The sequence below is a fragment of the Microcystis sp. LEGE 08355 genome, from assembly GCF_015207185.1.
In the GTDB taxonomy this organism is placed as follows: Bacteria; Cyanobacteriota; Cyanobacteriia; order Cyanobacteriales; family Microcystaceae; genus Microcystis; species Microcystis panniformis.
This window is the reverse complement of record NZ_JADEXI010000812.1, coordinates 1-1,626: the sequence shown is the minus strand read 5'-3', so window position 1 is coordinate 1,626 and position 1,626 is coordinate 1. Positions and strand designations below refer to the sequence as shown.

Sequence of the window (1,626 nt, the reverse complement as noted above, 5' to 3'; positions counted from 1 at the left end):
GTATTAACTCGCCGTCGGCGATCGAGCCATTGTTGTAAAATAATCGCCGCCGCTTCCCGATCGATCGCTCCCTTATCCCAAGAGGAAAACTGTTTTTTGGCTTTTAAGAATTCTTCCGCCTCTAGGGACGTGCAACGCTCATCAATGTATTCGAGGGGCAAATCTAAGGCGATCGCTAGTTTCTGGGCGTATTTTTGTACCTGTTTGGCCTGAAATCCTAACTCTCCGGCCATGGTATAGGGCAGTCCCGCTACCAAAATCTTAATATTTCTTTCCTTGACAATTGCCTCAAACTGTGCTATATCGGCAACAAAGGAAGAACGGATAATCGTGGTTAAACCGGTGGCGATTAAACCAGTGCCGTCACATCCTGCCACTCCTACCCGTTTTTTGCCGATATCTAAGCCGAGGGCGGCGACCCTTTCCATCACACTGGATGCCCCTGATCGGGGGGTTCCGAGGGCGGTTTAACTGGGGGAAGTTCCCCCGGACTGTCGAGGGGGTCCAGGGGGGGATTATTGGGCCATTTTAACCAAGACATCCGACTAGGGATGGGAGTTCGTGGCACCGATTGTAAACCCTGCAGCATTTCTGCCAGAGCGGAATTTTCCGGCTTAGTTTCGCGGATTTTGTGCCATACCGAGCGCGACATCATCAGGGTGTGGGAACTGCGGATCGCTCCCAATTGTTCCAGATATTCCCGTCTTTCGTGCTGATAATCGGCAGATATCAACTCTAGCGAGCGAGGGGGATACTTGCGAGTGATCTGGGCCATCTGGATCAATAACTTAGGATAGAGCCAAGTGTAGGCAGGATGGACAATTAATTTCGCTTGATGGGGTCGCTCATCCCGATTAGATAGAATTAATTCAAAATAACCGATCGCCGCTTTTCGTTGTGGTTCAAAAACGTAACCGCGACTAATTTGCGGACCGCCGCACCAACTTTGACAGCGACCGAACAAACTATCAACTAAATTGATTTTAAAATCCTGGATATGGCGATCAAATACCTGACGCAGTAGCGGCGGCATAGACACACAATCTAACTGATAAAGCAATTGAGCGTCAGCATTGCTCACAGGCAGTAAATTCGGTAAATCTGCCTCTTGTTTACTCAATTCCTGTAATAATTGCGGCGGTAAAGACCAATAGGTTAATTCCGCCAAAGGCTGAAAACCGTGTTGCCGAAAAAGTGCCAAACTGTCCTTTTGATTGATATTAACCTCTAACACCCAGGTGCGCGCTTCCCAAACCGTTTCTAGACAATAACGCAGTAATTGCGCCCCGATGCCCTTGGGTTCGCTTAAAGACTCCCCTGGATGCACCCGCACCTGTTCCACCCGCCAAGTGCTGCGACTACTATTAAAAGGGGTGACTTGGATTGCCCCGCGAATTTTCCCTTCTTCTCCCCGATTGGCCATGGCCTCAGCCACATAGACATGAAAACGGTGTTGGAGAGGATTGGGAAAAAAACTGAGAATTTTAAACAACCCAAACCAAGGCCGCACCTGCTGCACCTGGGTGCGGAAATTTTGGGCGCGACGATCAATATCCTCATCGAAGTCATCCAGGGTTAAAGCTTCAATGTCTTCCAAATCCCGATACTGTACCTGTCTCTTATACA

At 49.0% G+C, this 1,626-nt stretch carries 2 protein-coding genes; both read right to left on the bottom strand.

Annotation, left to right across the window (positions count from 1 at the left end; all coding sequences use genetic code 11):
• The coding region (gene ruvX / locus IQ242_RS24280; RefSeq protein ID WP_193961719.1) for a Holliday junction resolvase RuvX at window positions 1-428 on the bottom strand (428 nt) is incomplete at its 3' end.
• Window positions 428-1,626: GNAT family N-acetyltransferase (locus IQ242_RS24275; protein ID WP_193961718.1), on the bottom strand; the 1,199-nt coding region annotated here is incomplete at its 5' end. The genes IQ242_RS24275 and ruvX, both read right to left, overlap by 1 nt.